The organism is Bacillus sp. V59.32b, from assembly GCF_003429085.1.
In the GTDB taxonomy this organism is placed as follows: domain Bacteria; phylum Bacillota; class Bacilli; order Bacillales; family DSM-1321; genus Peribacillus.
The window spans coordinates 28,089-52,131 of record NZ_QVTC01000022.1 but is presented as its reverse complement, the minus strand read 5'-3'; the positions used below and the strand labels follow the sequence as shown (position 1 = coordinate 52,131).

The window sequence follows — 24,043 nt, the reverse complement described above, 5'->3', positions numbered from 1 at the left end:
GTAAATACTTTCCATTGCTACTATATTCTGAACAGAAACGTAGTATGACAAATTGTTATCTGGAAAGCTGGATGCCTGTGGGCAAGGACGGTCATGGAAGATGAAGGAATCATTTCTTGATTACGTATAAAATGGGTGGTCGTCATTGATTAAGATGCGTTCTATTTTCTTGGACTGTCCTGTTTTTTCGTCAATATCGATGAGGACCGCACTTAAAACGGTTCTGCCTTCCTTTGGAACCTCAAATCGTACCGGAAGGCTCGTTAAAAAGCGGTGAATGACCGCTTCTCTTTCCATCCCCAATATGCCATCATACGGACCGGTCATGCCAACGTCCGAGAGGTAAGCCGTGCCGTTTGGAAGGATCCGATTATCCGCTGTTTGGACATGCGTATGCGTGCCGACAACAGCCGAGACCTTGCCGTCAAGAAACCAGCCCATTGCTTGCTTTTCACTGGTTGCCTCGCCATGAAAATCAATGAAAATAATTGGTGTTCGCTTTCTTGCTTCAGCAACAAGCTCCTCAGCCTTTACAAAAGGACAGTCGAGCGGGGGCATAAATGTGCGGGCCTGGAGATTGATGATGGCAATTTCAAACGTGTTCCATTTTAGAAACTTTAGCCCTTCCCCTGGTGTGCCTGCAGGAAAGTTTGCCGGCCGCACCAGATACTTCGCACTGTCAATAAACTCAAAAATATCCCGGTTATCCCATGCGTGGTTGCCTAGCGTGACGGCCTGGGCCCCCCATTCAAGAAATTCACGATATATTTTTTCGGTTATGCCACGTCCTCCTGCTGAATTTTCACCGTTGACCACGGTGATATGGGGTCGGTACTTTTCCTTTATTTTAGGAAGGTACTCTTTCAACATATCCCTTCCTGGTGAACCCACTACATCTCCGACAAAAAGTAATTTCATAAAAAAATCCTTTCTATTTATATAACATTTTTTATATGGTCGAAAGGGCTCGGACCCTCTGGTTTTCTTATGTATTGTATCACAAATTTTGATGGGCCGGGGTTGCTCTCTTCCACATTGGTCTGTGCAAAAAAAAAGCGAAGTGGTGAGTCACCACTTCGCTTTATTTTGCGTACTCGACGGCCCTTGTTTCACGGATGACCGTTACTTTAATATGGCCTGGGTAATCCAATTCTTCTTCAATGCGTTTACGGATATCCCTTGCAAGACGATGAGCACTAAGATCATCGATTTGTTCAGGTTTTACCATAATTCTCACTTCACGTCCGGCTTGAATGGCAAAGGATTTTTCAACGCCATCATACGATTCGGAAATCTCCTCAAGCTTTTCAAGTCTTCGGATATAGTTTTCGAGCGTTTCACTGCGCGCCCCTGGTCTTGCCGCGGACAATGCATCCGCAGCCGCGACTAGCACGGCAATGACTGAAGTAGGTTCTGTATCACCATGGTGGGAAGCAATGCTGTTGACGACAACAGGATGCTCTTTGTACTTGGTTCCGAGTTCGACCCCAATCTCCACATGGCTTCCTTCTACTTCATGGTCGATTGCTTTACCAATATCGTGAAGCAATCCGGCACGTCTTGCGAGCGTTTCATCTTCTCCAAGCTCAGCGGCCAACAATCCGGATAATTGGGCAACCTCCACGGAATGCTTTAAAACGTTTTGGCCGTAGCTTGTACGGAACTTCAAGCGGCCAAGAATTTTAATCAGATCCGGATGGAGCCCGTGAACACCTACCTCGAAAGTGGTTTGTTCACCTATTTCGCGGATATGTTCATCCACTTCACGTCTTGATTTATCAACCATCTCTTCGATGCGGGCCGGGTGAATCCGTCCATCTTGCACCAGCTTCTCAAGTGCTAAGCGAGCCGTTTCACGCCTGATCGGATCGAATCCGGAAAGAATGACGGCTTCCGGTGTATCATCAATGATCAAATCGATACCTGTAAGAGTTTCCAGGGTACGGATATTTCGTCCTTCTCGTCCGATAATCCGGCCTTTCATCTCATCATTTGGCAGGTTCACCACAGAAACGGTTGTTTCCGCAACGTGATCAGCCGCGCAACGCTGTATCGCAAGGGAAAGCAATTCTTTCGCTTTCTTGTCAGCTTCTTCTTTCGCGCGATTCTCGCTTTCTTTAATCATGATTGCGGTATCATGGGCCAATTCTTTCTCAATACGGTCGATGATGATTGCTTTCGCTTCTTCACGAGTTAAGCCAGAAACACGCTCGAGTTCAGTCTGCTGCTTGCGAATCGTTTCTTCCACTTTGCTTTCCATCTCTTCAATATGCTGTTGTCTTTGGTTCAGAGAATCGTCCTTTTTCTCCAAAAGGACTTCACGTTTGTCTAACGTTTCATCTTTACGGTCAAGGTTCTCTTCTTTTTGCAATAATCGATTTTCTTGTTTTTGCAATTCGTTTCTTCGCTCACGCACTTCGCGTTCCGCATCGGAACGAATCTTATGAATTTCATCCTTTGCTTCCAATAGGGCTTCTTTTTTAGCAGCCTCTGCTTCACGTTTCGCATCCGCTAGGATATGTTCAGCAGAGTTTTTAGCCCCTGCTATTTTGTTTTGGGAAACATTCTTGCTTACAAAATAGCCAACAACTGCACCGACGATTAGGCCAAGCAAAATGGAGATGATTACTGTAATGGGTTCCATCATTTCACCTCCCCTTGCTATGAACTTGTTACTAAAAAGTAGGTCTGTCGGCATGTACATTGTACATAACTTCAATATACAGCACTTAACATTTCAAAATTTTAGTTTGAAAAAATGTAAAATATACATATTAATTGTATAGGTGTGATTTTTTATTGTCAAGGGTTTGTCCTGCACACGGCTTCCTTAATTTTTAGGAAATCGACATGGGATGTTTCAAGTTTAATTTTTCGCCCCATGAAAAAAGGACCGGCAGCACTAAGACCGGTCCATACTTGGCTATATTAATCGAGTTCTAATTCCTCTTGATCCTCTGTTTCTTCCGGCGCGACGTGTTCGCCGTCAAGATTGTAATGATCACGAATCTTTTTCATGATTTCCAGTCGAAGGCTTTCATTTTCCTTTAGGAACAGCTTCGCGTTTTCACGTCCCTGTCCAAGGCGGTCATCGTTGTAAGAATACCATGAACCGCTTTTTTGGACGATATCCAAATCAGACCCCATATCAATGATTTCACCTTCACGTGAAATACCTTCTCCGTACATGATATCGACTTCCGCCTGACGGAACGGAGGCGCTACCTTATTTTTTACTACTTTAATCTTTGTCTTGTTACCGACCACATCGTTACCCTGCTTCAATTGCTCGGCACGGCGGACTTCAAGACGGACGGTGGAATAGAACTTCAATGCGCGTCCCCCAGTAGTAGTTTCCGGGTTTCCGAACATGATTCCTATCTTTTCACGAATCTGGTTAATGAATACCGCAATAGTATTCGATTTGTTAATGGCACCGGAAAGCTTTCTAAGAGCTTGGGACATCAGTCTTGCCTGAAGACCAACGTGCGAGTCTCCCATTTCCCCTTCGATTTCCGCTTTTGGCACCAGGGCCGCAACCGAGTCTATTACAAGAATATCTACTGCACCGCTTCGAACAAGCGCTTCGGCGATCTCTAAAGCTTGCTCGCCTGTGTCCGGCTGAGATAGCAATAGTTCATCGATATTGACTCCAAGCTTTTGAGCATATACCGGATCAAGTGCATGTTCAGCATCGATGAAGGCAGCTTGTCCGCCTTTTGCCTGTACCTCAGCTATGGCATGGAGCGCCACCGTGGTTTTACCTGAGCTCTCTGGTCCGTAGATTTCAATGATTCTTCCGCGCGGATATCCGCCCACGCCAAGTGCAACATCCAATGCCAGTGAACCGGACGGGATGGTGGAAATTCTTCTGTCCGTTTGCTCACCGAGCTTCATGATGGAACCTTTACCGAATTGCTTTTCAATTTGCTTTAATGCCATTTCTAACGCCGCTTGACGATCACTCACTTAAGTTCCTCCTCTATATTCAACTAATCGGTTTATCCGATTAAACAAAAGACAAATGAATTGATTTTAAGCTGTCTCATCTCAAAACCTATTTCTACTATATACTTTTTTTTTTGGTTTGCCAAGAGAAAAATCGAACATTCATTCGTTTTTTTTATTTGCTAGTTATTTATGAATCTCTCTTTTTCTTCCATGGAAAAATTCTATTTTATCGATAGCAATGATAATGAAATGAAAAATTCCAAAGTAATCTGTCTATTTCCTGACACAGAAAACAAGACCGGTCTGAAACCGGTCCAGCTACATATTATTCAGATAATTGACGGAGCAAGTAATGGCACCCATATTTCACGCTTCGAATCCTGTTCGATGCTCTGCTCCCTGAAAGATTCAATCGCTCAACAGCAGATTCACCGTTACGGAACGCCATCCCAATGAATACTGTGCCAACGGGTTTGCCTTCCTGTTCATCGGGACCAGCTACCCCTGTAAAACTGATACCTAGATCGGCATCGAGCAGATTCCGGACATTTTCCGCCATCTCCGCCGCACAAGGACCACTGACAACGCCATGCTCGGCAATCGTTTTTTCACTAACCTTCAATAGATTTCTTTTTGCTTCATTCGTATAAGAGACGATGCCGCCTTTAAAGACCTTGCCTGCCGCCGGAACGGATGTGAGCTGCTCTTGGAACATCCCTCCGGTCAAACTTTCAGCACTGGCAATCGTTAATTTCCGGGCGGTCAGTTCTTTCAAAAGTTCCTTAATCAAGGAAGTTTCGTTGATTCCATAACAATACTCCCCAACACGGCTTAAGATTTCTTTTTCCACAACGGCTATCATTTCGGCGCATTTTTCCCGTGAAGCGTGCTTGGCCGTGATCCTGAGTGTGACTTCACCGTCGGCAGCGAGCGGCGCAATCGTCGGATTTGTTTGGTTTTCAAGCATATCTTCAATCTTTGTTTCGAGAAGGGATTCACCAATCCCAAAAAAGCGCAGCACTTTAGATTCGATTCTCTCATGAGTTTTAAGCCTTTTCATGATGCTCTCATACCCATAGCTTAAAAACATCGGTTCCATTTCCTTTGGCGGTCCCGGTAACAGCATATAGGTAATTCCATTGATAGCAAGGACCATCCCCGGAGCCATTCCATGATCATTGCGCAAAACCTCTGACCCTTCCAAAATAAGTGCCTGCTTTTTATTATTTTCCGTCATTTCGATTCCTGTTTTACTGAAAAAAGCTTCAATGGAATGTAAGGCCTCTTCATCGAATACAAGCTCCCTGCCAAGATGGCGGGAAATCGTTTCTTTTGTCAGATCATCTTTAGTCGGACCTAACCCACCGGTAAAGACAATTAAATCCGCACGGGATTCTGCTGTTTCAAGCACGGATTCCAGCCTCTTATCATTGTCCCCCACAACCGTATGATAAAAAACATTGACTCCCATTTCTGCGAATTGCTGTGATAGAAATTTTGCGTTTGTATTGACAATTTGTCCAAGTAGAAGTTCCGATCCTACTGCGATAATTTCAGCATTCATCTTCTAAAGACCCACCCATTCGTTATTTGGAATTTTTAAAAACCTCTTTGTTTTTTGCAAAGTAATCCCATCCAGACCAGATCGTAAAGAACAAAGCAATCCACAATGCGATATTGGCAAATGGAAAGGAGATTAAAGAAAACGGTAAATTATGAAGCAGCAAGGCTGAAATGGCGATAATCTGGGCCCAGGTTTTGATTTTCCCAAGATTATTGGCTGCCACGACTTCACCGGTACCGGCAAGAACGAGACGTAATCCTGTCACAGCGAATTCCCGGCTGATGATGGCGATGACAATCCATGATTGATTGTAAACGAGATCAAGGTCGACCAATACGATTAAAGCGGCTGAAACGAGAAGCTTATCGGCCAGCGGGTCCAGAAATTTCCCAAGATTGGTGACAAGATTCAGCTTGCGTGCGTAATATCCATCAATCCAATCTGTCGTTGAAGCGACGATGAATAGCATGGCCCCCCAGAAATGGGCTACTGGAAGGGATGTACCCGATATTGTCCATTCTCCCCAATTAAAGGGAACGAGCATAATAATTAAAAACAAGGGAATTAATAGAATTCTTAATACAGTTATTTTGTTAGGCAGATTCACGGACGATTCCTCCAAAAATTCGTACGGAGATGTACGATAATTAAAATGAAAAAAGAGAAAAAATAGTCACCATAAAGATGACTATTAAAATGATTATTGAGCTTTAGTAAATTGAATGGTTACATTCTGGGTAACCGATTGAGCAGGTGAAATGGCGTAGGCCAGTTTTTCGTCATTTACGAAGATTTCGGTTTCGGCCGCATTCCCGATAACAATAACTGCTCCGGTTTCATTCGTAAAGTCGATTTCTTGGACTTGGTCCTTTTTAAGGGTGCCCTGGAAGATGGATTTGCCGCTTCCATTTTGGATATTTACCCATGTTTCCCCTATAGATGTAACCTTTAATTTGAATTCTTTAGCATTTTTTAACTCATACGTACTGTTTTTACCGCTTGAACTTACAGATGTAAGCTCTTGTTTCACTTCTTCAGGTTCTGGCTTTTCTTCTGTTGGTGCTGCTGGTTCTTCTTTTACTTCTTCAGTTGCTGCAGACTCTTCATCTTTGTTCTCATCATTTAGAGGAGAGTCTTTGCTTTCATCATAGTTTACCTCTTCATTAGTAGTCTCATTCTCAGTCTTATTGTCTGATTTACTGACATAGTTTGAAACTAACAGATAAATTAAGACGGCTGCCAGAATAACGAATATGACACCCAGTATTTTAGGTAGTGAAGCCATTAATTTAGAGTCTTCTGTTTTAACGGTACTTTTGGTTTGGACTCTGGATAGCTTATCTGGAAGCTCCTCATTATATACAACCGGAACATCGCTTTTGTACTGGTCAAAGATCTCTTCAGAATCCAAACCGACAGCCTCGCAGTATTGCTTGATAAATGCTCGCACGTAAAACTTCCCAGGCATCATTTCGTAATTGCCTTCTTCAATGCCAGACAAATACCGCTTCTGTATTTTTGTCACACTTTGTAAATCATCCAAGCTCATGCCCTTTGCCACGCGGGCTTCTTTAAGTCTATTACCTAGTTCAGTCAAATAAAACACCTTCCATTTTAAAAATCAAAAGAACCAAAGTCCGATGATGAAAATTGATTATTTTGTTCGACAACTTCATATGTAATTTCTTCATCGGGGTTGTTTCTAAGTTCAATAATATAATCAAAATCATCCATCGTATATTCCGTGTTTTGCACAAAGACGTCTGGATGTTCTACCACCTTGACAGAATTCAACCTCATAATTTCGCGAACGAGCTGCCAGTGGCGTTCGTTTGCCCTCCGTGTAGAAACAATTCCGTCGAGGATGAATAGATTATCTTCGCTATATTCATCTTCAATCAGCTGGCTGCGTATCGTTTGTTTAAGCAATGTCGAGGAAACAAACAGCCATCTTTTATTGGCGCAAACGCTAGCGGCAACAATCGACTCTGTCTTGCCGACCCTGGGCATGCCACGGATCCCGATTAATTTGTGGCCTTCCTGCTTGAACAGCTCAGCCATGAAATCCACTAAGAGGCCAAGCTCATTCCTGACGAACCTGAACGTCTTCTTATCATCAGCATCCCGTTGGATGTATCGCCCATGGCGTACCGCCAGGCGATCACGAAGCTTAGGTTCGCGAAGTTTAATTAGTTTGATCGTATCCATCGTACGAAGGATGGATTCAAACCTTTCAATGTTCCTGCTGTCCTTTGTTAACAGCAGAAGCCCCCGCCGTCCTTGATCGACACCATTTATCGTCACTATATTTATAGAGAGCATACCTAATAAGGAAGAAATATCGCCTAATAATCCCGGGCGGTTGTTTTGAATTTCATATTCAAAATACCACTCTTTCTTTTCCACCTAACCACTCCTCAAGCGACAGAATACGACATTTTTTGTATAAAAGAAAACTCCCACACTATGCAGGCTTGCATGCCTCAGCTCATTTCTTTTTCTAAATTCTATAATATAGCATTTTCTAGGAAGTTAAAAGGAGTAATCTTTAAAAAATTACACCTTTTTCTATTTTTCTGGTGCCTTAAATGGAAAAAACCCCTTCCAATAAAATGGAAGAGGTCTTAGCACCTGCTAAAATAATGATTATTTTGAACCGTTATTTTCGACTAATTTCACCATCACGCTGGCGATCGCATGTTTTTCTTCATCAGAAGCCACAGACCAAAGGTCAGAAAGCACACGTTCCTGATCATTTTTCGGATCGACTTGATTAGCAAGGTAATCGCCGATTTCAAACGCTAAATCATTAATCGAGCTTCCAGAAAGACCTTGGTGCTCTCCCTGATGGAGCCTGTCGCCTAAAAAATTCTTCCACTGATCCCAATTATCCAATACAGACATTGCTTATCATCCTTTCCTTCATAGTGTTACATCCATATTTTGTGAAGGAAAAGCGCTATTTATACAATAATTTTCACTTTCCAGTGGCAGTTTATGTATACCAGCCGCCATTGACACCAATAATCTGACCCGTGATATAGGAAGCTTTATCAGACAATAAATAGGCTACCGCATCCGCCACTTCCTCAGGGATCCCGACGCGTCCCATTGGGATATCAGCTTTCATCAGTTCGAGTTCAGCTTTTGTAAAGGATTCCAGCATGGCGGTGGAAATGGCCCCCGGAGCAACTCCATTAACACGGATTCCACTTAAAGACAGTTCTTTGCCGAGCGCCTTGACAAAGGCATTTTGACCTCCTTTAACCATCGAATAAAGAACCTCAAAAGATGCCCCCGTATCTCCCCAAATAGAAGTAACCGCCACAATCGCACTATTGGACCGATGTGTAAGTTTGGGCAGAAGTTCCTTCGTTAACATAAAAGGAGAGGTAATATGTAGCTGAACCATTTGATCGACGACCTTCTCGTCCATATCTGTAACCAGCCCGTAATAGCTATTGCCGCTGTTCAAGACAATCGATTGCAAAGAAAAGATGTTTTGGGTCAGTTTTTGGTATCCGTCTTTTTCGCCCAAATCAGCTTGAATTGGAATCAGTTCGATATCATATGGTTCAAGCTCTGACATCAGCTGCTCAATTGCTTTTTGATTTTTGTTGTAATGCAAATATAAAGAATAATTCTCCTGCGCAAGCTTTATCGCTATCGCTCTACCAATTCCCCCACTTGCTCCCGTAATAAGGGCAAAACGCTTTTCCACCAGATTGCTCCCCCTTATCTTTTGTTTGGCTATATTAATCATTATAGCAAAACCTTGCCTTGAATCCGGCAAGGTTTTTATTTCGTATTATTTCGGCAAGATCTGGCAGACGGTCATTCGCTCTTCGTCTATTAACTGCTCGGCTGCCTGTTTCACATCCTTAAATGTGATGTTCTCAAGTACCGGGACTACATCAAACAGATCCATATCATTGAACGCATAGCGTGTGAATTGATTGGCAATATACTCCGGAGAGTTCAAGGCACGAAGGAAGCTGCCGATTCTTTTCTTGATCGTTCGGTTCACGCTTTCTTCACTAATTCCTTCCCCAGATTTGGCCTTCAGCAAAATGTCCTTTAATTTATCCGTTAATTCATCCGGACGGGTTGAATCCCCGCCGATGAGAGCAAAACCGAAGCCCTGCTCCTGAGTGAAGTCATAGGAGAAGGATTGATCGATATAGCCCTCTGAATACAACTCTTCGTATAGATCTGAGGTTTTGCCAAAAAGAACCTCAAGCAGTACATTTGTGGTTAATTCAGTTTTGAGGAGCTCTGCCCCTGAAGCATGAACATCAATCGCCTTTAGGCCAAGCATTACTTTTGGTGTTTGGACATTCATGTGGAGGACTTGGCTTTTTTGGGCCACACCAGTTGGTTCGTCCTCAAAATGTCTTGCGATCTCAGGTTGCTCACTATATTCCTTGTTCCCCTGATTTTTCCTTATTAAATCGATTGTCTGATCGGGGTTTACCGGTCCGACAATAAACAAAAGCATATTGCTCGGATGATAAAACGTTTCGTAGCATTCATAAAGCATATCCTTGGTGATTTTCGCAATCGAATCCACCGTGCCGGCAATATCGATTTTTACAGGGTGATGCTCATACATATTCTGGATGCAGCCGAAGTAAAGCCTCCAGTCCGCATTGTCGTCATACATATTGATTTCCTGGCCGATAATTCCCTTCTCTTTTTCAACGGTCTTTTCGGAAAAATAAGGATCCTGTACAAAATCAATTAATGTTGTCAGGTTTTTCTCGAAATCGAAGGTACTTGAGAAAAGATACGCAGTCCTTGTAAAGGATGTGAAAGCATTAGCGGAAGCCCCCTGTTTGCTGAATTGCTGAAATACATCGCCATCTTCTTTCTCAAATAACTTATGCTCCAAAAAATGGGCGATCCCATCTGGAACCTTTACGAAATCCTGTTTATTCAGCGGCTTAAAATGATTGTCAACCGAACCATATTTGGTCGTGAACGTTGCATATGATTTGTTAAAGCCCTTTTTAGGCAATATATACACCTGTAAGCCATTATCCATCTTTTCGTGAAACAATTCTTCCTGAAGCTGGTTAAACGTGATTTTCTCCATTATGACTGCACCTCCGTCCCAGTTAGGAAATAAATCGTGTCACATTCGATTTTTTGAGCCACTTTAACAATTTCCTCTTTGGTGGTTTTTTCTGTTTTTTCAAGCCATTCATCAAGCGGAATGCTCATCCCGGATATCACATTATGATATAGTATTTCCACTAAACCGCGTGCGACATCGGCGGTCTCTAAAATCTGGTTCTTTACTACGGCTTTTGTCTGGGCGAGGTCCTCTTCTGTGAAATTCCCCTGCTTCATTTCTTTCATTTGCTCCCTGATGATTTCGACCGCCTGCCCGTAATTTTTATTTTCAATGCCTGACATGACGATCAGCAAGCCTTTATGGCTTTCGATCCGGGAAGAAGCATAATAAGCAAGGCTCGCTTTCTCACGCACATTGATGAAAAGTTTGGAATGGGAGAATCCGCCGAAAATGCCGTTGAAAAGCTGAAGCGCATAATAGTCCTCATCTCCGTACAAGACATTGGTACGATAGCCAATGTTCAATTTCCCTTGCTTTACATCCTGCTTTTCGACCACTTCTCTCTCTTTTTCCACCTTTTTCTGAACAGGCTTTATTCTCTCGGGATTTCTTTCCTTAAGACTTACGTATTTATCCGCCAACTCTTCGACTTCATTTTCATTGATGTCGCCGATGACATAGAAGTCGATCTCATCTTCGGAGAGGGCTTTTTTATAATAAGAGTATAGAAGCTCTGGAGTAATCTTATCTAAATCTGCCTCGAACCCAATCGTTTCAAGAGCATAAGGTTCATTTTCGCACATTTCCTCAACAAGTCGCTTCGTGGAATAGCGCATTTTATCATCATATATCGATTGAATCCGCTGTTTCAAAGACCGTTTCTCCTTTAACACTGTAGCGGATTCAAAAGCTTCTCCATCCTTTTTAGGATGAAACACCACTTCCATCAGCAGTTCAAAGCCTTTTGCCAATATAGGGGCAGAGTTAGAAAGGAATTTTTCATTGGCGATGTCCATTGCAAAACTGATAATTTGATATTCACCTTTTTTAGCCACGTCAACATCCAAGCTTGCTCCGTATAAATCAGCCAGATAAGAACGCAACTCTGTAGAAGTTGGATGCGTTTCGGTCGTGCTCTGTAAAACATACGGGAGCAGTGCCCTATAGGTGACTGTGTCAGCAGTTAAGGGTGCCTTCATTTTAAATACCAATGTATTGGTTTTATACTTTTCGGTTTTCACGATATGTAAATTATAGCCCGGTCTCTTTTTTACAATGTCCGAAGTAATCGCCATTCAGTTGTCCTCCTTGTGAAAATGCGTAATGTCGTAAGTCTATTGTTTGTAGAACAGAAACCTTTTAAACATATACGTTCGATAAACTCATGACCTAGATAAAATTCTTTCTCATACAAATATACAAGGTAATGGAAATTTCATGCAAGCTGTACGACCTGTTTCAAAAATAATCTGTTAACATAATATTGTTATAATATATTCAAAAAGAAATGAAAAAGCTGCCTGCATATCGCAGACAGCTTTACATGAATAAACCGATTATCTTTTCCCTTTTATATACGGATGGCCGGATGCCTTAGGAGCATCTGCTCTTCCGATGAATCCTGCAAGTGCAATAATCGTCAGGATGTAAGGAGCAATCAATAAATACACGGGCGGGATCTCACTAAAGAATGGCAGTTGCGCTCCAACAATGCTCAAGCTTTGCGCCAAACCGAAGAACAGCCCGGCACCCATTGCGCCTATTGGATGCCATTTACCGAAAATCATCGCGGCAATGGCCATGAATCCTTGGCCATTGATGGTTGAATGGCTGAAATCGAGTGTTACGGTCAATGCATGGACTGCGCCGCCGATGCCGCCAAGCGCACCTGATAAAATAACACCTACATAGCGCATTTTATAAACATTGATTCCCATTGTATCTGCAGCCATCGGATGTTCCCCGACAGAACGAAGACGCAATCCAAATGGAGTCTTGTAAATGATGTACCAAACCAGGATCGCCAGTAAGATCGCAATGTAGGAAATATAATATCCATTTGAAAAGAAAATCGGACCGATTACCGGAATATCACTTAAAACCGGGATATCTATTTTATCGAAAGTCTGCTTAATGATATCGGTTTGTCCTTTGTCATAAATTTTCTTAACAAGGAATAACGACAATCCTACTGCCAGCAAGTTAATAGCCACACCGCTGACCGTTTGATCGGCGCGGAATGTAATCGAAGCCACTGCGTGAAGCAAGGAGAATATCATCGCCGCAACCATAGCGACAAGAATGGATACCCACGGGGTCAGTGATCCCAACTGTTCCGCAAAAGTTAAGTTGAACACGATACTGACAAATGCCCCGATAACCATTAATCCTTCCAGACCGATATTTACCACCCCGGAGCGTTCAGAAAAAACGCCGCCGAGAGCAGTGAAAATAAGTGGTGCCGCAAGGGCAATCATCGATGGGACGATAATTTGCAAAATCTGATAAAAGTCCACCTATTTCGCCCCCTTTTTAGAAACGCGTGAAATAATCCAGCGAATAAAATAGCCTGATGCTACAAAGAAAATTATTAACGCAATCACAATATCAACAATTTCGTTTGGCACGCCAGCTTCCAGAGGCATATTCAAGGCACCATTCTTCAGGCCACCGAATAATATCGCCGCCAGGACAACCCCGATCGCTGTGTTTGCACCTAATAGAGCAACCGCGATTCCATCGAAACCGACGCCGGTAAATCCGCCCTTGATTGCGGCATAGCCGAATGTTCCTAGCCCTTCCATTGCCCCAGCAAGTCCAGCAAATGCACCTGAGATGACCATCGAAAGAATGATGTTTCGGTTAACGCTCATTCCCGCATACTCAGAGGCATGATGGTTGAAACCAACCGCTTTTAATTCGAAGCCGGTTGTTGTTTTCTCAAGGATGAACCACATGAGAATCGCACAGAAAACCGCAATGACTATCCCCCAGTGCATCCGGGACAGGTCCGTCATATTCTCAAATACAAAAGAACGCAATGAAGCCGTTTCGGCAATATTTTCGGTCTTATCCTGTTTATCAGACAAAACATTGATAATCAGATAGTTTGTAATATGAAGAGCTGTATAGTTGAGCATGATCGTGACGATAACTTCATGAACCCGGAATCTCGCCTTTAACAACCCCGGGATAAAAGCCCACAGAGCCCCGGCAGCGGCACCGGCAAGTACGGCAAGCGGCAAATGGATGACTTTAGGAAGCTCGAATGCTGTCCCTACCCAGACTGCAGCCAACCATCCGACGATCAATTGGCCTTCAACGCCGATATTGAACAGGCCTGTTCTGAACGCAAACGCAACGGCAAGGCCCGCTAAGATATAGGGAGTGATTTGGCGGACCGTTTCACCCATATAAAATTCATCTCCGAATATCCCGGCAAGCATTGCGGAATATCCACTGACAGGGTCATAACCGCTCACAAGCATGATGATCGCCCCTGTTATTAACCCGAGCAATACTGAAATAACAGGAATCGATAAGTTTAATAATTTTTTAGCCATTTGTCGTTCCACCTGCTTCCATCCTCTTACTGCCTGCCATTAGGAGTCCCAGTTCCTGTTCAGTCGTTTCTTTAGGATTCACAATGGCAACTATCTCACCTTCATAAATAACAGCAATGCGGTCACTGACGTTCATGATTTCATCCAGCTCGAATGAAACGAGCAGTACCGCCTTTCCATGATCACGCTGTTCAAGCAGGCGTTTGTGAATATATTCAATGGCCCCGACATCAAGCCCCCGGGTCGGCTGTGCCGCTATCAGCAAATCGGGATCGCGGTTTACTTCACGGCCGATAATCGCTTTTTGCTGATTTCCCCCTGATAAAGCACGGGCAGGCGTATACTCACTCGGCGTTCTTACATCAAATTCGCTAATTAACGTCCTCGCTTTTTCATAAATCTTCCGATAATTTAAAACACCGTTTCTGGAATTTGGTTTCTTATAATAAGTCTGTAACACCATATTTTCGCCGATTGTGTAGTCAAGAACCAAACCGTGCTTGTGACGGTCTTGCGGAATATGGCCTACACCGGATTCGGCAATTTTTCTTGGTGTTTTGTTCTTGATTTCGTTTCCATTGATTTTAATGGAGCCACCATCTGCTTTTCGAAGTCCTGTAAGAGCTTCAATCAATTCAGACTGTCCGTTGCCGTCAACCCCAGCAATTCCGACAATTTCACCGGCCCTGACTGTGAGATCTAGTCCCTTAACAGCCTGTACACCTCGTGAATCATTCACTGTCAGGTCCTTTACTTCCAGCACATCAGCAGCAGGCTTAGCCTCCGATTTCTCCGTTTTAAAGACAACGTCGCGGCCGACCATCAAGCTTGCAAGAGCATCCGGGTTCGTTTCACTGACATTCACGGTCCCGATTCCCTGTCCTTTACGGATGACAGTGACACGATCACACACTTCCATAATCTCCTTTAATTTATGGGTGATCAGGATGATTGATTTACCCTCTTTCACAAGCGTATCCATAATTGTGATGAGTTCTTTAATTTCCTGGGGTGTTAATACCGCAGTCGGTTCGTCAAAAATTAAAATTTCCGCTCCACGATAGAGAGTTTTCAGGATTTCGACTCTTTGCTGCATCCCAACGGAAATATCTTCAATTTTCGCATCTGGATCGACCCTTAATCCGTAACGCTCTGAAAGCTCACGGACTTCTTTATTGGCAGCTTTAAGGTCAATCTTTCCATTTTTTGAAGGTTCTTTACCGAGAATGATGTTTTCCGTTACTGTAAAAGGATCGACCAGCATAAAATGCTGATGCACCATCCCGATGCCCAATTCATTGGCAATGTTCGGGTCGGTAATCTTAACGGGTTTCCCTTTTACACGGATTTCCCCTTTCTCTGGCTGGTACAAGCCGAAAAGAACATTCATCAAGGTCGATTTTCCTGCCCCGTTTTCCCCGAGAAGCGCATGGATTTCACCTTTCTTCACCTGCAGCGTTACATTATCATTCGCAACGATGCCGGGAAATTCCTTTCGAATATTAAGCATTTCAATAACATATTCCACTTATGATCAACTCCTAAAAAGTGAGTGGGTGTTCGATGGCATTTAGCCTTTAATTTTGAAAAAACCAAAGGAAAAACTACAAAGGGATTTTATAGTTTTTCACTTACTTTCTTCAAGTATTTACACTCGTTTAGACGGATAAAAAGGAGGAATAAGTGGCAGAACCGCCCTGATTATTCCCCCTATGATTATTTATCCCGCATTAAGTATTAGAATTTATTAGAATTTCATAGCTTTAAGCTCGTCGCGAGTAGCAGGTACTTTTATTTCACCTGACTTGATCTTTTCAGTCCACTCATCGACTGCTTTCATTGCATCCTCAGAAACGTTTTCTTTGTGGTCAGCAATGGATACGCCATTTTCTTCAAGACCGTATTCGATTACTTCTCCACCAGGGAAATCGCCGGCTTTTGCTTTATCGGCTAGGTCTTTAACTGCGATATCAACACGCTTAACCATTGAAGTTAATGTTACGTTGTATGGCTTTCCGTCTGCTTCCACATTTCCTTCTTCGAACTGGTCACGGTCAACGCCGATTACCCAGATATTGCTGTTAGGATCTTTCTTTTTCAATTCTTTAGCGGCAGCAAAAACACCATTACCAGTTCCACCGGAAGCATGATAGATTACATCAATCCCTGAAGAATACATGCTGGATGCAATTGCTTGTCCTTTATCAGCAGCTCCGAAGCTTCCTGCATATTGAACTTTTACATCAGCGTCAGGTTTAACAGATTTAACACCAGCGATGAAACCTGCTTCAAATTTATTGATCAGGGTACCATCAACACCGCCGACGAAACCGATCTTATTCGACTTAGTCGTGTGGGCAGCGATAACGCCGACAAGGAATGAACCTTGCTGCTCAGTGAAGGTGATGCTGGCTACGTTTGGCTTTTCAACCACGGAGTCAACGATTGCGAAATTGGAATCTTTACGCTGGTCAGCAACTTTGCCAAGCGGCTCAGCAAGTAAATAACCGATACCATAAATCAAGTCGAAATCATTACGAACCAATGTATTTAAGTTAGTAGCATAGTCTGCATCAGATTTGGATTGGACGTAGTTAAAACCGTCTTTTCCTTTTTCCAGGTCGTTTTCTTTACCGAATTCTTGAAGACCTTCCCATGCTGATTGGTTGAAAGACTTATCATCAACGCCGCCGATGTCCGTTACCATACCAACTGTGAACTTATCTTTTTCTTTTTCACCATTGCTTCCCGACTCTTCATCATTGCCACATGCACCTAGGATTGTTCCTGCAGCCAGGACCAGAGACAGCGCCATACCAAATTTACGCTTTTTCAAGTTTGTACCCCCTAAAGATATTAGTTGATTAGTCAGAAATGTAATGAAAGAGAAATGATTGCGTTTTCATGACGGAATAAAAATTTTAGATTCTTTTTCGTAGCACATGAAAACTGAACATGTCAGCCTTGAAATAATTGACTGAATAAAGCACTGGCTCGTCTTTTTCATCAAAATGCATTTGCTTTAATACAAGGAGAGCTGCTTCAGGGTCACATTCCAAAATCGGAGAAACTTTTTCGTGATAACCGATCGGTTCGATTTGCGCAACCGCGTAGGCTATTCTTCGATCCGCTTCTTTCTCTAAAATATCAAAGATGGATTCATCTTCGTGAGAAAATGTCTCCGGCAGGATATGTTCAGGGATTTTATCCACACAATATACGACCGGTTCCCCATTTGCTGTCCGCACTCTTTCTAGTAAAACAATTCCTTCATCCAATGAATTAGAAAAACGGCGAATGTCTTCATCAGTCGGCTCCTCGGTCCTCGAACTTAAGAAGATTGTTCCGGGTTTCATGCCCGCCTGCTTAATCATATTCGTGACACTGTTAAGCTGTTCGATTCCTGAAGTGAACATCGGCTGAGTATTTACAAAGGTCCCCACTCCATGGCGGCGGATTATGACATTCTCCTCTTCAAGAATCCGCAGTGCTTCCCGTAAAGTGGCTCTGCTCACTCCAAGCATTTTTGCTAAATCAAACTCAGAGGGTAGCTTTTCTCTTTCTTTGTAAATCCCGTTCTCAATGTCCTGTTTGAGGTGATCGATGACTTGTAAATACAAATGCCGATTATCTGACTTTATGGACATGCAGCTTCCTCCAACCATTTCTTAAGACATCAGACCTCTGATGTTCAATCATTCCTACTAATCGAAAATACTATATCATTTTTTGATGTATAAATAAATAGAGTTTTGAAATTTGTAGGAAAAAAGAATTGTGATGTATAACAGATTTATATTTATTCATAGTTATATTTTACCATTTTTGATCTTTATTCTTGTAATTTATAAAGTTTGAGATGCACAAGTGCTTCTTTTTCTTTTACTGCTATTTTTGGGTATAATAAAACCAGGACGAAGCAAGGAAAGGATGATAATATGATTGACATCACAAGTTATAGTGTGGAATTACTGAAGGATCCATTTGGCATATTGACTGGAGAAAGATATGAATTTCTTCTTGATATCGATGTGCCGGAAGATGATGAATTATATTCGGAAAAAGGATTATACATACGAGTTCTCTACACTGTAGAAGAACATAGAAGTGTAATTGTTAAGTATGACATCATCGAAAAAGAAACCGATAACGTCACGGACTTCGAGCTTGAAGAAGAAGAAGAAGCCATTATCGATTCATTTTGTAAAAAACATCTGAATGATGTCTCTGAATTAGACTGATTATGGATCGAAAAAACAGACCCCGGAACAGGTTCCGCGGGTCTGTTTTGCTTGTTTAAGAGGAATGTGCCTCATTCTCCGGATCCTTCGAAACAAGGACCGTTCTCGGTTTGCTTCCTTCATAAGGACCGACGACTCCCCTTGCTTCCATTTCGTCGATAAGCCTTGCGGCGCGGGTGTACCCGATTCTAAATCTTCTTTGTAGCATAGATACGGATGCGGTCTGCATTTCAATGATCAGTTGAACGGCTTCGTCATAAAGATTATCGTCAACTTCGCCAACTGCTTCACTCGTTTCATCCGGGATCATTTCTTCGTTGTATTGTGCTTTTTGCTGGGAAATTACATATTCAACGACTTCTTCTACTTCCTGATCCGATAAAAACGCACCCTGGACCCGGACAGGCTTTGAAGCGCCGACCGGTAGGAAGAGCATGTCGCCGCGGCCTAAAAGTTTTTCAGCGCCTCCCATATCCAGGATCGTTCTTGAGTCTGTCGCTGAAGATACGCTAAAAGCAATCCGGGATGGAATGTTCGCTTTAATGACTCCTGTGATGACATCGACGGAAGGCCTTTGTGTGGCGATAATTAAATGAATCCCCGCAGCCCGCGCCATTTGCGCTAGTCTTGTTATGGCATCCTCGACGTCATTCGATGCCACCATCATCAAGTCGGCCAGCTCATCGACAATGACGACGATATATGGCAAAAGCGGTTGTTTGTCGTCTTCCTCGATATTATGGCGGTTCACATGGTCGTTGTATCCTTCGATATTGCGCGTCCCCGTGTGCGAGAATAGCTCATATCTCCGTTCCATTTCACTGACTACCTTCTTCAGTGCCTGCGAAGCTTTTTTCGGATTTGTTACAACAGGAGCGAGCAAGTGTGGAATTCCATTGTACACATTCAGCTCAACCATTTTTGGATCAATCATCATCATTTTCACTTCATGGGGCTTGGCCCGCATCAAGATGCTGGTAATGATTCCATTTATGCAGACGGACTTACCGCTCCCCGTAGCACCCGCTACAAGCAGGTGAGGCATTTTATTCAGTTCGGCAAGCACAGCCTCTCCGGAAATGTTACGGCCAAGGCCGATTTGAAGCTTCTCCTCCGGCTTATCAAATTCTTTTGCTTCCAAAACCTCACGTAAGGATACCATGGCAATTTCCGAGTTCGGCACTTCAATCCCGATTGCTGACTTGCCCGGTATTGGTGCTTCGATTCTGATATCTTTTGCAGCCAACGCTAAAGCCAGATCATCAGATAAGCTGACAATTCGGCTTACCTTTACCCCGACATCAGGATGTACTTCATACTTTGTTACCGCTGGCCCGAGATGAACCTGGGTAACTCTCGCTTTTACGCCGAAGCTATGGAATGTACGCTCAAGCTTGGCGGCATTTTCATTAATCAACTGATATTCGCCGCTTTGATCGGTTTTTCTCGGCTGATTGAGCAATGAAAGTGCGGGAAGGACATATTCTTTGTTTTCCACTTCCGTAAAGCTGATAGACGGTGTAAGATCTTCCGCTTCTTCTTCAGCAATGGTGTGACTGTCCGTTTTCTTACCAGTTTCTCCACCCTCGGTTTTTGTCCCGATTGATGCCGTGTCATCCGGATCCTTTCCGCCATAGGCCGTATCGGCAAAATTGGAAATCAATCTGGTCTCAGGAGGTTGTAGCGGCAATTCTTCAGCCTGTATCTTTTGCGTTTCCGCCGCTTCAGCTTCCTTCAGCAATGCCGCTTCTTTTTTTACCTTCTTTTTTTCCCGTTTTCCTTGCTTCCAGCTCTTCATGTCATCTAAAAAAGCTTCCCATTGACCTGCAAAAAATCGGCCGCTTGAAAGAATGAACCTGCCCAGCTTATCACCGACCGTTTTGCCGGTCAGAAGTACAAATCCCGACACAATCAATAGAAAACCAATAATTTTAGAACCCGCTTCATCGAACAAAAAGTAAGAAACCGCGAACATTAACGCACCTATCATTCCACCGCCCAGGTCAGTTGTACTGCTCTCGCCTTTAACCTCCATCCAGAATAATTCCCAAGTATTCGCGATGACACTGGGCTTATTGAACGGTCCTCCTTCAGAAAGCAGCTCGAATAGCGTCACATGGCTCAGCAGCAGAATGCTTAATACAATAAAATAAATACCTATAAGCTGTCTTTTTAAAAATATTGGGATTTCCCGTTTAATCATCAGATAAAAGCTGACCAATATAAAGCCCGCCAGCCCAAGGATATACCATTCCCCCATAAAAAAACGCAAAAGGTGAACAATCGAATTCCCGACGGCCCCAAGCTTGGCAAGCGCAATAGCAGCAAGTCCGAGCATAATCAGTCCTGTGAGTTCAAACTTTAATGTCGATTTTAATTTATCTGCGCTTCTTGATTTCCTTCGTTTCTTCTTTGCCATTTTTTATCACCTGAATTTTCATGCAATCTATGTATTATTAGAAAAGCGGAAGCGCCCTGCAAGTAAGGAGCCTCAGCTAAAATCCGTCACGTCCTGTGACGAACGCTGACGCCACCACATCCTGTGGAAGTCCGGAGAGGGGCAGGAAGAACACCTGCCTCTTATGACCTCGAGGGGCTGGGCGCTGCAGCTAGACAACTACCCAAGTTAAGATGATGCTTTCTATATCTTTGTAATGAAGAAAGCAGCCAGCTGGCTGCTTGATCAATGTAGTATCAGTATACCATATATCAATGAACTTGGACGATTTTTCTAGTTTCTAACGCTAAAAACGGATAGTCGCTCCAGGCTGAATCGTTTCATCCAAATAATGGGCAGGGTCTGTGCTTATGATGCGGTCAACACGGTAGTCATTGTTTTCCTGCTTTTCTGCCAATAGCTGCACTCCATTATAGTTGACGGCAACATATCTGGAAAAGCTCTCCTCATCACTGGGAAAGATTTGATCATGCGGTGTCATCGTGTATAGAATCATTGGACAAACCCTTCCGGATGCGGGCCTTGGGCATTAGCCCTGTTTTGATCAATCATCTCATACAGCTTCTTTATCGCCTCTCCTACCCCGCCAACTTCATCGATCAAACCTGATTGGACAGCATCCGTTCCTACTACATTTGTGCCGATATCTCTCGTAAGGTTGCCTACTGCAAACATTAGCTCTTTGAACCTGTCTTCCGATACATTTGAATGCTTCGTTACGAAATTAACAACGCGATCCTGCATCTTATCTAAGTATTCAAACGTTTGTGGCACACCGATAACAAGTCCGGTTAATCGGATAGGGTGAATCGTCATTGTCGCCGTTTCGGCAATGAAGGAATAATCGCAAGAAACCGCAATAGGGACACCGATGGAATGGCCTCCCCCGAGCACGATCGAAACGGTCGGTTTGGATAGTGAAGCGAGCATTTCTGAAATCGCCAGCCCCGCTTCCACGTCTCCCCCGACTGTATTTAAAATCACCAGCAGTCCTTCAATATTCGGATTCTGTTCGATCGCGACAATCTGCGGAATGACATGCTCATATTTCGTTGTTTTATTTTGCGGTGGAAGCTGCATATGACCCTCTACCTGACCAATGATTGTTAAGCAGTGTATCGAAGAATCGGGTGTCATCTGCGGTACAGTCGTTTGCCCAAGCTGCTGGATCTTTTCCATCAAAGGGGACATCCTCCCTTGCTGGTCATCTCCAGGCTGGTTCGGCATCGGCTGATTTGGCACGATCGGTTGGTTCGGCATTGGTTGGTTTGGTACCACCGGCTGGTTCGGCATTGGTTGATTCGGCATTGGTCCTCTTTCCATTTCCATTTAACAATCTCCTTTCAGTTTCTAATAAGGTTATTATTATCTGGAAGGAGCAGCTTCATTCTCATGAATTATCCCGGCCTTGCATATTCGCAAGCCGGGAACAAATTTCTACATTAAATTTCCATAATGATAGGCAGGATCATCGGGCGACGTTTTGTTTTTTCAAATAAATATTGATTTAGCGAATCCCTGATATCCTGCTTCAAGGTTGACCAATCAAACACTTGTCTCGATGCCGCTTTTTTGACGATTTCCGTAACGATTCCTGCCGATTCGGTCATTAGTTTTTCAGATTCCCGGATATAAACAAACCCGCGTGAAATGATTTCCGGTCCGGCGGCAATTGTTTTGTCGCGGCGATTCAACGTTACAACCACAATCAAAATACCATCCTGGGATAACAATCGGCGGTCCCTCAATACGATATTCCCGACATCGCCAACTCCGCTGCCGTCAATGAGGATATTCCCTGCCGAAACCTTGCTGGAGAGACGGATTTTATCAAGCTTGACCTCGATCACATCACCTTTTTCAGCAATTATAATATTCTCTTTAGAAAGTCCTGAAGCTATGCCGACCTTTGCGTGTGCATTTAGATGGCGGTATTCTCCATGGACGGGAATCAAATACTTCGGTTTGATCAGGTTGATCATCATTTTCAGCTCTTCCTGGCTGCCGTGCCCGGAAACATGGACCCGATTTGGTCCGGAAACAACGTTCGCACCTGCCCTGAAAAGCAAATCGATTGTTTTATATAAAATGACTTCTCCGCTCTTAAGAGGGGAGGCGGCAATCAAAACGGTATCGCCAGCTTTAATGTTGACCTGTTTATGCGTTTGCTTGGCCATTTTTTGTAAAGCTGCAATGGGTTCGCCCTGATGCCCTGTGGAAAGGATGACAATTTCGTTATCCGGAAAATCACTGATTTTCGTAATCGGAATAATCATTTCTTCGTCAACTTTCAAATAGCCTGCTTTTAATGCCGTCTCATAAACACGCTTTAGGCTCTTGCCGTCAACGGCCAATTTCCTGCCGCTGAATGCCGCAGCATTGAAAACATGCTGGATCCGATTAATATTCGAAGCAAAACAGGTAACGATGATTCGCCCGTTTGCATTGTAAAATGCATCGGCCATATCCTTTGCAACGAGCGCTTCAGATGGAGTATAACCGGGTTTTTCGGCTCCGGTGCTGTCAGATAGCAGACATAGCACGCCTCCTTCCCCTATTTTGGCCATCTCCCCAATATCAGGCTTGTACAAATCTGCGGCAGCCTGATCGAACTTGAAATCACCCGTATAGACGATCGCTCCTTCAGAGGTATGGATTACAATCCCTACCGAATCAGGAATACTATGGTTCGTTTTAAAGAAAGAGACATCCGCGTTCGGAAACGTTAATCTGGAATGAGACTCCACTTCAATGAATTCTGCATTTCCTTTAAAATCATCTTCCAACAATTTCGCTTTTGCCAGCCCGATTGTCAGCTTGGTTCCGTATACAGGAACAGGCAAATACTTCAGAACATATGTCAGTGCCCCCATATGATCCTCATGGCCATGGCTTAAAAATATCCCCTGAAGCCGTTCTTTATTTTCGATTAGATAAGTAATATCCGGGATGACAGCATCAATCCCCAGCATTTCTTCTTCTGGAAACATTAGGCCTGCATCCAGCAGAAAGATATCGCCATACACTTCTGCAACATACATGTTTTTCCCGAGTTCACCTTGTCCCCCAAGAGGAATGATTCTTATGCCTTGATTCTGTTCTTTTGTCAATGGTATATCCTCCTTAGAAAAATCCGTTCAAAACTCCAATTGATTCCATTATACCTGATGCTAAAAAAACATGACAACA

General features: G+C 43.4%; 21 protein-coding genes. 1 reads left to right on the top strand and 20 read right to left on the bottom strand.

Features of this window, described 5'->3' with window-relative positions; all coding sequences use genetic code 11:
• Positions 1–120: 120 nt before the first annotated feature.
• From D0463_RS06840 to D0463_RS06765, 16 genes are all read right to left on the bottom strand, one after another.
• The gene (locus D0463_RS06840; RefSeq protein ID WP_117306508.1) at positions 121–918 is read right to left on the bottom strand and encodes a TIGR00282 family metallophosphoesterase; all 798 of its coding nucleotides are present in this window, start codon (positions 916–918) and stop codon (positions 121–123) included.
• A 163-nt stretch (positions 919–1,081) separates the two neighbouring features.
• Positions 1,082–2,644 (bottom strand): ribonuclease Y, encoded by a 1,563-nt coding sequence (rny, locus tag D0463_RS06835; RefSeq protein ID WP_117306506.1) that lies wholly within the window; start codon positions 2,642–2,644, stop codon positions 1,082–1,084.
• A 284-nt stretch (positions 2,645–2,928) separates the two neighbouring features.
• Positions 2,929–3,969: a recombinase RecA gene (gene recA, locus D0463_RS06830; RefSeq protein WP_117306504.1), complete on the bottom strand. Its 1,041-nt coding sequence runs from the start codon at positions 3,967–3,969 to the stop codon at positions 2,929–2,931.
• 307 nt (positions 3,970–4,276) lie between these two features.
• A complete protein-coding gene (locus D0463_RS06825; RefSeq protein ID WP_117306502.1) occupies positions 4,277–5,515 on the bottom strand; it encodes a competence/damage-inducible protein A in 1,239 nt (412 codons plus the stop codon).
• A 22-nt stretch (positions 5,516–5,537) separates the two neighbouring features.
• Positions 5,538–6,122, bottom strand: coding sequence for a CDP-diacylglycerol--glycerol-3-phosphate 3-phosphatidyltransferase (gene pgsA / locus D0463_RS06820; RefSeq protein WP_117306500.1), 585 nt, complete (start codon positions 6,120–6,122; stop codon positions 5,538–5,540).
• 93 nt (positions 6,123–6,215) lie between these two features.
• Positions 6,216–7,121 carry a RodZ domain-containing protein gene (locus D0463_RS06815; protein ID WP_367946568.1) on the bottom strand — a complete coding sequence of 302 codons (906 nt, stop codon included), beginning with the start codon at positions 7,119–7,121 and terminating at the stop codon, positions 6,216–6,218.
• Positions 7,122–7,129: 8 nt separating this feature from the next.
• A complete protein-coding gene (locus D0463_RS06810; protein ID WP_117306496.1) occupies positions 7,130–7,921 on the bottom strand; it encodes a DUF3388 domain-containing protein in 792 nt (263 codons plus the stop codon).
• Positions 7,922–8,161: 240 nt separating this feature from the next.
• On the bottom strand, positions 8,162–8,419 hold the full coding sequence (locus D0463_RS06805) for a DUF3243 domain-containing protein (protein ID WP_117306494.1): 258 nt from the start codon (positions 8,417–8,419) through the stop codon (positions 8,162–8,164).
• A 91-nt stretch (positions 8,420–8,510) separates the two neighbouring features.
• Positions 8,511–9,278 carry an elongation factor P 5-aminopentanone reductase gene (ymfI, locus tag D0463_RS06800; RefSeq protein WP_117306492.1) on the bottom strand — a complete coding sequence of 256 codons (768 nt, stop codon included), beginning with the start codon at positions 9,276–9,278 and terminating at the stop codon, positions 8,511–8,513.
• A 45-nt stretch (positions 9,279–9,323) separates the two neighbouring features.
• Positions 9,324–10,610 carry an EF-P 5-aminopentanol modification-associated protein YfmH gene (yfmH, locus tag D0463_RS06795; protein WP_117306490.1) on the bottom strand — a complete coding sequence of 429 codons (1,287 nt, stop codon included), beginning with the start codon at positions 10,608–10,610 and terminating at the stop codon, positions 9,324–9,326.
• Complete coding sequence (yfmF, locus tag D0463_RS06790; RefSeq protein WP_117306488.1) at positions 10,610–11,887, bottom strand: EF-P 5-aminopentanol modification-associated protein YfmF; 1,278 nt, start codon at positions 11,885–11,887, stop codon at positions 10,610–10,612. The genes yfmH and yfmF overlap by 1 nt, the downstream gene beginning before the upstream one ends.
• A gap of 261 nt (positions 11,888–12,148) precedes the next feature.
• Complete coding sequence (locus D0463_RS06785) at positions 12,149–13,069, bottom strand: ABC transporter permease (RefSeq protein ID WP_483295722.1); 921 nt, start codon at positions 13,067–13,069, stop codon at positions 12,149–12,151.
• Positions 13,070–13,108: 39 nt separating this feature from the next.
• Entirely contained in the window at positions 13,109–14,155 is a 1,047-nt protein-coding gene (locus tag D0463_RS06780; protein ID WP_117306484.1) for an ABC transporter permease, read from the bottom strand.
• Positions 14,148–15,683, bottom strand: coding sequence for an ABC transporter ATP-binding protein (locus tag D0463_RS06775; RefSeq protein ID WP_117306482.1), 1,536 nt, complete (start codon positions 15,681–15,683; stop codon positions 14,148–14,150). The genes D0463_RS06780 and D0463_RS06775 overlap by 8 nt, the downstream gene beginning before the upstream one ends.
• Positions 15,684–15,902: 219 nt before the next feature.
• Positions 15,903–16,991 (bottom strand): BMP family lipoprotein, encoded by a 1,089-nt coding sequence (locus tag D0463_RS06770; protein WP_117306480.1) that lies wholly within the window; start codon positions 16,989–16,991, stop codon positions 15,903–15,905.
• 85 nt (positions 16,992–17,076) lie between these two features.
• Positions 17,077–17,802, bottom strand: coding sequence for a GntR family transcriptional regulator (locus D0463_RS06765; RefSeq protein ID WP_117306478.1), 726 nt, complete (start codon positions 17,800–17,802; stop codon positions 17,077–17,079).
• Between the two features lie 291 nt (positions 17,803–18,093).
• On the opposite strand from D0463_RS06765, the gene D0463_RS06760 reads away from it, so the two are divergent.
• A complete protein-coding gene (locus D0463_RS06760) occupies positions 18,094–18,396 on the top strand; it encodes a DUF6509 family protein (protein ID WP_117306476.1) in 303 nt (100 codons plus the stop codon).
• A 55-nt stretch (positions 18,397–18,451) separates the two neighbouring features.
• On the opposite strand, the gene D0463_RS06755 is transcribed toward D0463_RS06760, so the two are convergent.
• The 4 genes from D0463_RS06755 to D0463_RS06740 all read right to left on the bottom strand — a co-directional run bounded on the left by D0463_RS06755 (position 18,452) and on the right by D0463_RS06740 (position 23,964).
• On the bottom strand, positions 18,452–20,815 hold the full coding sequence (locus D0463_RS06755; RefSeq protein ID WP_117306474.1) for a DNA translocase FtsK: 2,364 nt from the start codon (positions 20,813–20,815) through the stop codon (positions 18,452–18,454).
• 325 nt (positions 20,816–21,140) lie between these two features.
• On the bottom strand, positions 21,141–21,350 hold the full coding sequence (locus D0463_RS06750; protein ID WP_117306472.1) for a YlzJ-like family protein: 210 nt from the start codon (positions 21,348–21,350) through the stop codon (positions 21,141–21,143).
• Positions 21,347–22,081: a ClpP family protease gene (locus D0463_RS06745; RefSeq protein ID WP_117306536.1), complete on the bottom strand. Its 735-nt coding sequence runs from the start codon at positions 22,079–22,081 to the stop codon at positions 21,347–21,349. Before D0463_RS06745 ends, D0463_RS06750 begins: the two co-directional genes overlap by 4 nt.
• Positions 22,082–22,296: 215 nt before the next feature.
• Positions 22,297–23,964 (bottom strand): ribonuclease J, encoded by a 1,668-nt coding sequence (locus D0463_RS06740; RefSeq protein WP_117306470.1) that lies wholly within the window; start codon positions 23,962–23,964, stop codon positions 22,297–22,299.
• Positions 23,965–24,043 lie beyond the last annotated feature (79 nt).

What these genes read in the sequence shown, in the direction of transcription:
- yfmH (WP_117306490.1), bottom strand. Translation starts at nt 10,610, where the DNA reads ATGGAGAAAATCACGTTTAACCAGCTTCAGGAAGAATTGTTTCACGAA.
- ymfI (WP_117306492.1), bottom strand. Translation starts at nt 9,278, where the DNA reads ATGATTAATATAGCCAAACAAAAGATAAGGGGGAGCAATCTGGTGGAA.
- D0463_RS06765 (WP_117306478.1), bottom strand. Translation starts at nt 17,802, where the DNA reads ATGTCCATAAAGTCAGATAATCGGCATTTGTATTTACAAGTCATCGAT.
- D0463_RS06805 (WP_117306494.1), bottom strand. Translation starts at nt 8,419, where the DNA reads ATGTCTGTATTGGATAATTGGGATCAGTGGAAGAATTTTTTAGGCGAC.
- D0463_RS06755 (WP_117306474.1), bottom strand. Translation starts at nt 20,815, where the DNA reads ATGGCAAAGAAGAAACGAAGGAAATCAAGAAGCGCAGATAAATTAAAA.
- D0463_RS06840 (WP_117306508.1), bottom strand. Translation starts at nt 918, where the DNA reads ATGAAATTACTTTTTGTCGGAGATGTAGTGGGTTCACCAGGAAGGGAT.
- rny (WP_117306506.1), bottom strand. Translation starts at nt 2,644, where the DNA reads ATGGAACCCATTACAGTAATCATCTCCATTTTGCTTGGCCTAATCGTC.
- D0463_RS06780 (WP_117306484.1), bottom strand. Translation starts at nt 14,155, where the DNA reads ATGGCTAAAAAATTATTAAACTTATCGATTCCTGTTATTTCAGTATTG.
- D0463_RS06750 (WP_117306472.1), bottom strand. Translation starts at nt 21,350, where the DNA reads ATGATTCTATACACGATGACACCGCATGATCAAATCTTTCCCAGTGAT.
- D0463_RS06825 (WP_117306502.1), bottom strand. Translation starts at nt 5,515, where the DNA reads ATGAATGCTGAAATTATCGCAGTAGGATCGGAACTTCTACTTGGACAA.
- D0463_RS06760 (WP_117306476.1), top strand. Translation starts at nt 18,094, where the DNA reads ATGATTGACATCACAAGTTATAGTGTGGAATTACTGAAGGATCCATTT.
- D0463_RS06745 (WP_117306536.1), bottom strand. Translation starts at nt 22,081, where the DNA reads ATGCCGAACCAGCCTGGAGATGACCAGCAAGGGAGGATGTCCCCTTTG.
- yfmF (WP_117306488.1), bottom strand. Translation starts at nt 11,887, where the DNA reads ATGGCGATTACTTCGGACATTGTAAAAAAGAGACCGGGCTATAATTTA.
- D0463_RS06785 (WP_483295722.1), bottom strand. Translation starts at nt 13,069, where the DNA reads ATGATTGCCCTTGCGGCACCACTTATTTTCACTGCTCTCGGCGGCGTT.